Source organism: Marinococcus halophilus (genome assembly GCF_002265875.1).
Classification (GTDB): Bacteria; Bacillota; Bacilli; order Bacillales; family Marinococcaceae; genus Marinococcus; species Marinococcus halophilus.
Window position 1 is genome coordinate 1 of sequence record NZ_NPFA01000060.1, and the last position, 404, is coordinate 404.

1 pseudogene is annotated in these 404 nt (G+C 52.7%); it reads right to left on the minus strand.

The features are described 5' to 3' along the window. Positions 1 to 286, minus strand: a pseudogene (locus CHL76_RS17160) (IS701 family transposase); the annotation flags it as partial. Positions 287 to 404 lie beyond the last annotated feature (118 nt).

The window sequence follows — 404 nt, forward strand, 5'->3', positions numbered from 1 at the left end:
TGGAGGAAGCCTGCCGCCGGATGTGCTGCAGTACCGAGCGCTGGAGCTTACGCTCCAGGGCATGGTCATCCACCCGGGACGTGCGAAAAAACCGGGTCACCGATGAATGGTGGGCGTGATGATTCGCAGCTTCCTGCAGGGCCTTCACACTCCCGTTGCGATGCTCCCGGGTCCAACCCTCCAGCAGCTTTTGCATATGCCGGGCAGCTGGGGCAGACATAAAGAACCGGAGGTTCCATTGATCAAAGGCGTTGGCGATGCAGGAGGAATATGATACGGTAGACATGAGGCAGAATCCTTTCTCGATGGTGTTTTGGTCGATGTCATCGTACCGTATCAACGGGGATTCTGTCTCTTTTTTATTGATAATGGAAATAATTGTTAATAAACCCGCAACATAAAAG